This window comes from Streptomyces solincola, assembly GCF_002982015.1.
GTDB classification, from domain to species: Bacteria; Actinomycetota; Actinomycetes; order Streptomycetales; family Streptomycetaceae; genus Streptomyces; species Streptomyces solincola.
The window spans coordinates 1-6,405 of record NZ_PVLV01000431.1 but is presented as its reverse complement, the minus strand read 5'-3'; the positions used below and the strand labels follow the sequence as shown (position 1 = coordinate 6,405).

7 protein-coding genes are annotated in these 6,405 nt (G+C 76.1%); 4 read left to right on the top strand and 3 right to left on the bottom strand.

What is annotated here, in order from left to right:
* A partial coding sequence (locus C6N75_RS23890; protein WP_105870962.1) for a tetratricopeptide repeat protein occupies nt 1-958 on the bottom strand: 958 nt, incomplete at its 3' end.
* Between the two features lie 119 nt (nt 959-1,077).
* On the opposite strand from C6N75_RS23890, the gene C6N75_RS23885 reads away from it, so the two are divergent.
* The 3 genes from C6N75_RS23885 to C6N75_RS23875 all read left to right on the top strand — a co-directional run bounded on the left by C6N75_RS23885 (nt 1,078) and on the right by C6N75_RS23875 (nt 3,594).
* Entirely contained in the window at nt 1,078-1,446 is a 369-nt protein-coding gene (locus C6N75_RS23885; RefSeq protein WP_219852906.1) for a DUF6412 domain-containing protein, read from the top strand.
* 379 nt (nt 1,447-1,825) lie between these two features.
* Complete coding sequence (locus tag C6N75_RS23880; RefSeq protein WP_105870961.1) at nt 1,826-2,542, top strand: YidC/Oxa1 family membrane protein insertase; 717 nt, start codon at nt 1,826-1,828, stop codon at nt 2,540-2,542.
* Nucleotides 2,543-2,736: 194 nt separating this feature from the next.
* Nucleotides 2,737-3,594 carry a fumarylacetoacetate hydrolase family protein gene (locus C6N75_RS23875; protein WP_105870960.1) on the top strand — a complete coding sequence of 286 codons (858 nt, stop codon included), beginning with the start codon at nt 2,737-2,739 and terminating at the stop codon, nt 3,592-3,594.
* A gap of 95 nt (nt 3,595-3,689) precedes the next feature.
* Here C6N75_RS23875 and C6N75_RS23870 read toward each other — a convergent pair whose 3' ends face one another.
* Both C6N75_RS23870 and C6N75_RS23860 read right to left on the bottom strand, forming a co-directional pair.
* Entirely contained in the window at nt 3,690-4,187 is a 498-nt protein-coding gene (locus C6N75_RS23870) for a heme-degrading domain-containing protein (RefSeq protein ID WP_105870963.1), read from the bottom strand.
* Between the two features lie 197 nt (nt 4,188-4,384).
* Nucleotides 4,385-5,470, bottom strand: a complete 1,086-nt coding sequence (locus C6N75_RS23860; RefSeq protein ID WP_105870959.1) for a Gfo/Idh/MocA family oxidoreductase — start codon at nt 5,468-5,470, stop codon at nt 4,385-4,387.
* A 56-nt stretch (nt 5,471-5,526) separates the two neighbouring features.
* On the opposite strand from C6N75_RS23860, the gene C6N75_RS23855 reads away from it, so the two are divergent.
* Nucleotides 5,527-6,405, top strand: an 879-nt coding sequence (locus C6N75_RS23855) for an ROK family transcriptional regulator (RefSeq protein ID WP_105870958.1), incomplete at its 3' end; no start/stop codon positions are given.

Below are 6,405 nucleotides of genomic sequence, written 5' to 3'. Positions count from 1 at the left end.
AGCAGGGGGCCGTGCGCAGCGGGGGCCAGGGGGTGGCGTGGCCGCGGGCGGCGAGGGTGGTGGCGTACTGGGGGAGCAGCGCGGCGTTGGACGGCGAGGTCTGCTCGGAGGCGGCGAACGCCTCGTAGGAGGGGACGGTCCCGCGGACCACGCCCAGGTTGGGGGTGCCCGCGGCGGCCAGCTCGCGCAGCGACGCCTCCAGGTCGGTCAGGTGGGCGCGGTGCGTGGGGTACTCCGACTCCAGCTCCGGGTACGCCGCGAGGAGTTCGTCCAGCTCCCCGCGCGACCACAGCAGCACCGCCACCGGGAACGGGCGGGACAGCGCCACGCGGAAGGAGCCCAGCTCGGAGCGGAGCCGGTCGATCTCCGCCTGGAGCTCGGCCGGGTCGGAGGAGCCCAGCGCCCACAGCCGCTTGGGGTCGTGCAGTTCGTCCAGCGGCACCGGTGCGGTGTGCAGCCGGTCGGCCACCCGGTCCCAGTCGTCGTGGTCGAGCGCCAGCAGCCGGCGCACCCGGTGGCGCCCGGTCAGCAGCGACTGCACGGGGTGCGAGACCTCGTCGTCGGCGGTGGGCGCCAGCGCCTCGGCGGCGGTGCTGAACGTCGCCTCCGCGGCCTCCAGTTCGTCGTGGGCTTCCAGCGTCTCGGCCAGCACCTCCCAGGCGGCGGCGTCCGCCGGAGGGGTCGCCCGGACCCCGGCGATGATGGCCCGGGCCTCGGCCTCGTGGCCGTACTCCCACAGGTTCGCCGCCTTCAGGGCCCGGATGAGCTGGGGGTTGTCCGGGGCGTCGGCGGCGAGCAGTTCGTCGTAGAGCGGGGTGGCCCGGGCCGGCTCCCCGGCCACCTCCAGATGGGCGGCGGCGCGCAGCAGCAGCGGTTCACGGTCCTCCGGATACTGCGCCGCGGTGCGCAGCAGGCGCTCGGCTTCGGTGATGTGATCGGCAGGCGTGTCGGGGCGCATGGATGACACCGTACTGCCGTGCGCCGGAGCGGGGCGGGCAGGCTCCGGAACGCCGTGGCCGACCTCGGGAACTCCGTGCGGGAGCCGGGCGTTACAGTGGCCGAAGGGGGGTGAGAGGCATGGACGCAGACCACCGGAGCGACCAACGCGGTCAGTACGGGGTCGGCGGCGGGCGCGCCGGTGCGCGGCTGCTGCCGTGGTCCGCCGGGCCGCTGTTGCTCGTCCTCCTCTCCCTCGGCCTGCTCTCCGCGCTGTACGCGGACGGCGGCCCGCTGTCCGCCGCGGTCGCGCTGTCCGCGGTCGGCGCCGCGCTCGTCGCCTGCGCCGTCCTCGCCGCCTGCCTCGTCCCGGTGGTGCCGCCAGGCCGGGTGCGCACCGCCCTGCGCGACCGTCGGCGGCGCACCTCCTTCCTGCCCCAGCGGGATCCCGACGCCGCGGGCCGCATACGCCCCAGGGCGCCCGGTCGTCAGGTGACGACGGCCGGGTAGGGCGCCAGCGGCGCGTGAGCGTCGCGCGCCGGACGGCGGTGGACGCCACCGCCCCGGCTCACCACCCTGCTCCCGGGTCCCGCGCTTTCCCGGACCTCCTGCGCTTCCCCAGGCCCTGCGCGCTCTCCCGGGCGCCCCGCGCTTCTTCCGGCGCCCCCGCGCTTCTCGGAGTTGCCCGCGCTTCCTCCGGGTCCCGCGCGCCGCCCCGGGTCCTCGCGCCTTCTCCGGGCCCCCGCGCCTCCGCGGTCCGTCGTCACGCCGTTGCCACGGTTCGTCCGAATCCTTCGGACCTTCCGTTCCCTCGGTTCTTCCGACCGGCACGCCATGTCCGGTCTCTCCGATTCCCGGTGCGACGACACCCCTGGAGGGTTCGCTTCCCATGTCCGTCTTCGCCTCGCTGGTCGAGCAGCTCGCCCGCCTCCTGGAGCCCGCCTTCCACGGCTCGGCGACCGCCGCCGCCATCGTGCTGTTCACCGTCCTGGTGCGGCTCGCCGTCCATCCGCTGTCCCGGGCCTCGGCGCGCGGGCAGCAGGCCCGGGTGCGGCTCGCCCCCCGGATCGCCGAGCTGCGCAAGCGGCACGCCAAGGACCCGGAGCGGTTGCAGCGCGCCGTGCTGGAGCTGCACACCGCCGAGAAGGTGTCACCGCTGGCCGGCTGCCTGCCGAGCCTGGCCCAGGCGCCGGCGTTCCTGCTGATGTTCCACCTGTTCTCCGGCGGGAGGCTGGGCGACCACACCCTGCTGGCCGCCCCGCTCGGCGGACGATGGGCCGACGCCCTCGCGGCCGGCGGCCCGTTCGGCCCGGCCGGGCTGGTGTACGTCGCGCTGTTCGCGCTGGTCGCGGCCATCGGCACGTACACCTACCGGCGCGGCCGCCGGGACCTGGCCGCGATGCCGCCGGCAGCGGTGGACGGCCCCGGCGGCGCGGCGGTCGGCGGTCTGACGAAGGTGATGCCGCTGCTCGGGTACGCGACGCTCGTCACGGTCGCCGTGGTCCCGCTCGCCGCGGCGCTGTACGTGGTGACCAGCACCGCCTGGACCGCCGCCGAGCGGGCCTACCTGTACCGCGGCGGACTCGGCGCGGCCGCCACCGCGTGAGCGCCGCCGCCGGCGCCGGGCCGGGCCCCTCGGCCCGGGTCGGCGTCGGTCCCGGCCGCCGCGGTGGGCGTCGTGCCTGGTCCAGGGTGTGAACAGGGTCTTGCGGGACGGAACGGACTCTTGGAGGATCGGCCAATCCTGACGATGGCCGCACTCCATCGGCCGGGGCTCACCTCGACCACAGGGAGAAGACCATGAAGCTGCTGCGCGTCGGTACGGCGGGCGCCGAGCGGCCCGCGCTGCTCGACCGGGACGGCGTCCTGCGGGACCTGTCCGCCATCGTCCCGGACATCGACGGCAACCTGCTCTCGGACGCCGCCCTGCTCGACCGGGTACGGGCGGCCGCCGGGGCCGGGGTGCTGCCCGCGCTGGACGCCGCCGGGCTGCGGATCGGCCCGCCGGTCGCCCGGATCGGCAAGGTCGTCTGCATCGGTCTGAACTACCACGACCACGCCGCCGAGACGGGCGCCGCGACCCCGGCCGAGCCGGTGGTCTTCCTCAAGGCGCCCGACACGGTCGTCGGCCCCGACGACACCGTCCTGGTGCCGCGCGGCAGCGTGAAGACGGACTGGGAGGTGGAGCTCGCCATCGTCATCGGGCGCACCGCCCGCTACCTGGAGTCGGCCGAGGACGCCCTGGCGCACGTCGCCGGATACGCCGTCTCGCACGACGTCTCCGAGCGGGAGTTCCAGATCGAGCGCGGCGGCACCTGGGACAAGGGCAAGAACTGCGAGACGTTCAACCCGCTGGGGCCCTGGCTGGTGACCGCCGACGAGGTGCCCGACCCGCAGGGGCTGGACCTGCGCCTGTGGGTCAACGGGGAGCTCCGTCAGCACGGCTCCACCGCGAACCAGATCTTCCCGGTGGGCGAGGTGATCCGCTACCTCAGCCACTTCATGACGCTGTACCCCGGCGACGTCGTCAACACCGGCACCCCGGCGGGGGTCGCCATGGGCCAGCCCGAGCCCAAGCCGTTCCTGCGGTCCGGCGACGTCGTGGAGCTGGAGGTCGACGGCCTCGGCCGTCAGCGCCAGCAGCTCAAGGACGCGTAGACGCGCGAGAGGACTTCGGACGTCCTCACGGGGGCGAGGCTTCCGGGGCGAGGTCTTCCAGGGGCGACTTCCCTCGCCTCCGGAAGACCGCCCGGTCAGCTCCGGCTTCCGCGGACGAACGCGGTGAGGGCCTCCACCACCAGGGCGTGGTCGTCGCGCTGGGGCAGTCCGGAGACCGTCACCGAGCCGACCACGCCCGTCTCCCGCACGATCAGCGGGAACGAGCCGCCGTGCGCGGCGTAGCGGTCAAGGTCCAGCCGGGAGTCGGCGTCGAAGGCCCTGCCCCGGGCCCGGAACCGCGCGCCCACCAGCAGCGAGCTGTCGCCGTAGCGTTCCACCACCCGCCGCTTGCGGTCGATCCAGGCGTCGTTGTCGGCGCTGGAGCCGGGCAGCGCGGCGTGGAAGAGCTGCTGCGGCCCGCGCCGGATGTCGACCGCCACCGGCAGGCGGCGCTCGCGGGCCAGCTCCACCAGCAGGGAGCCGAGCGCCCAGGCGTCCTCGTGGGTGAACCGGGGCAGGACCAGCTCCTGCTGCTGGGCGGTCACCTCGGTGACCAGGCGCTCGTCGTCGGTCAGGTCGCCCACCCGGCTCATGCCGTTCCCGTCGGTCGTCCCGGGCCCTCCGGCCGCCCCGGGCCCTTCGGTCTTCCCGCGCCCGTCGGTCTTCCCGTTCCCTTCCGTCTTCCCGCGCCCGTCGGTCATCCCGAGCCCTTCGGTCGCCCCGGGCCCGTCGTCCTCGCCGGTCGTGCCGCGCACGTCGCTCTCGTCCGGCACGTGGCTGCTCCCGTCGTTCACAGCGCCACCGCCGTGCCCTCGCGGGCGGACCGGCGGGCCGCCTCCAGCACGTCCAGCGCGTGCGCCGCCTCCGCCGCGGTGACCGGCGGGGGCGTGCCGTCGCGCAGGGCGGCGGCGACGGCCGCGTAGTACGCCGGGTAGTCGCCGGGCACGGTCGGCACCGGGCGCACGTCGTCCCCGGCGCCCAGGGTGCCCCGGGCCGACTCTGCCGCCACGCCCCAGCTTCCCGAGCCCGGGCGCTCGCCGGCCCGCAGCGCCGCCTCCTGCGGGTCCAGGCCGTACGTCACGAAGCCGGCGCGCGAGCCGAGCACCCGGAAGCGCGGGCCGAGGCGCGCGGCGGTCGCGCTCACCCACAGATGGGAGCGCACGCCGCTCGCGTGGGTGACGGCGATGAAGGTGTCGTCGTCGGCCTCCGCGCCGGGCCGGCGCACATCGGACTCCGCGTACACCCGTACCGCCGGGCCGAACAGGACCAGCGCCTGGTCCACCACGTGGCTGCCCAGGTCGTACAGCAGCCCGCCGATCTCCTCCGGCGCGCCGGACTCCCGCCAGCCGCCCTTCGGCTCGGGCCGCCAGCGCTCGAAGCGCGACTCAAAGCGCAGCACGTCGCCCAGCTCGCCGCCCTCCACCAGGGCCCGCAGGGTGAGGAAGTCGTCGTCCCAGCGGCGGTTCTGGAAGACGGAGAGCAGCAGGCCGCGCTCCTCGGCGAGCGCGGCCAGCGCGCGGGCCTCGGCCGCGGCGCCGGCCACCGGCTTGTCCACCACGACCGGCAGCCCGGCCTTCAGCGCGGCGGTGGCGAGCGGGACGTGCGTCTTGTTCGGCGAGGCGATGACGACCAGGTCCAGCGCGTCCGGCCCGCCGGCCCGGGCCCACAGCTCCTCGGCCGACCCGGCGAAGGAGACGTCCGGGAACTCGGCCCGGGCCTGCTCGCGCCGCTCGGGGCTGGAGGTGACGACCGTGTCGAGGGCAAGGCCCTCGGTCGCGGCGATCAGCGGGGCGTGGAACACCGAGCCGGCCAGGCCGTAGCCGACGAGCCCGACCCGCAGCGGGGCGGCGGCGGTGCGAGGGGTGGTGGCAGTCATGCCGTCCACTTAAGCAACGCTGTTGCCAAACTGCAAGCGACCACCACAATGGGACGGTGAACACGGGTACGGGAGCCAACCTGCCGGCGCTGCGCAGCCACAACACCGCACTGGTGCTGGGCCTGCTGCGGGCCGCCGGGACCGAGGGCGTCAGCCGGCTGGAGCTGGCCGGGCAGACCGGCCTCACCCCGCAGGCGGTCAGCAAGATCACCGCGCGGCTGCGGGGGGACGGCCTGGCGGTGGACGCCGGCCGCCGCGCCTCCACCGGCGGCAAGCCCCGCACCGTGCTGAAGCTGGTGCCGGGCGCGGCGCACGCGGTGGGGCTGCACCTGGACCGGGACGAGCTGACGGCCGTCCTGGTCGACCTCGCGGGCACCGTCGTCGGGGCGCACACCGTCCCGCTCGACCTGGGCGCGGGGGCGGAGGTGGTCATGGAGACCGCGCAGGGCGAGGTGGCCGCGCTGACCGGCGCGGGCGCGCGCGAGGGCCGTCGCCGTCCGGTGCTCGGTGCCGGGGTCGCGATGCCCGGGCCGCTGGACCACCTGGCCGGGGTGCCGCACCGGGTGACCGGCTTCCCCCAGTGGGACGGCTTCCCGCTGCGCGACGCCCTGGCCGCCCGCCTCGGGCTGCCGGTGGTCCTGGACAAGGACACCAACGCGGCGGCGCTGGCGCTGGCCCTGCGGCGGGACGCCCCCGAGGACGCCGGGGGCTCCTTCGCGTACCTCCATGTCGGTACGGGACTGGGGGCCGGGCTGGTGCTGGACGGGGCCGTCCACCGGGGCGGCCGGACCGCCGCGGGGGAGTTCGGCCACCAGACCCTCCAGTTGGACGGGCCGCTCTGCGGATGCGGGGGCCGGGGCTGCCTGGAGGCGCTGTGCCTGGCGGCGGTGGCCCGCGGCGACACCGCCGAGGCGGCCCGGGTGCTCGGCGCCGGC

Coding starts and splice junctions, on each gene's coding strand:
- C6N75_RS23885 (WP_219852906.1), top strand. CDS start 1,078: ATGGACGCAGACCACCGGAGCGACCAACGCGGTCAGTACGGGGTCGGC.
- C6N75_RS23860 (WP_105870959.1), bottom strand. CDS start 5,470: ATGACTGCCACCACCCCTCGCACCGCCGCCGCCCCGCTGCGGGTCGGG.
- C6N75_RS23880 (WP_105870961.1), top strand. CDS start 1,826: ATGTCCGTCTTCGCCTCGCTGGTCGAGCAGCTCGCCCGCCTCCTGGAG.
- C6N75_RS23870 (WP_105870963.1), bottom strand. CDS start 4,187: ATGAGCCGGGTGGGCGACCTGACCGACGACGAGCGCCTGGTCACCGAG.
- C6N75_RS23875 (WP_105870960.1), top strand. CDS start 2,737: ATGAAGCTGCTGCGCGTCGGTACGGCGGGCGCCGAGCGGCCCGCGCTG.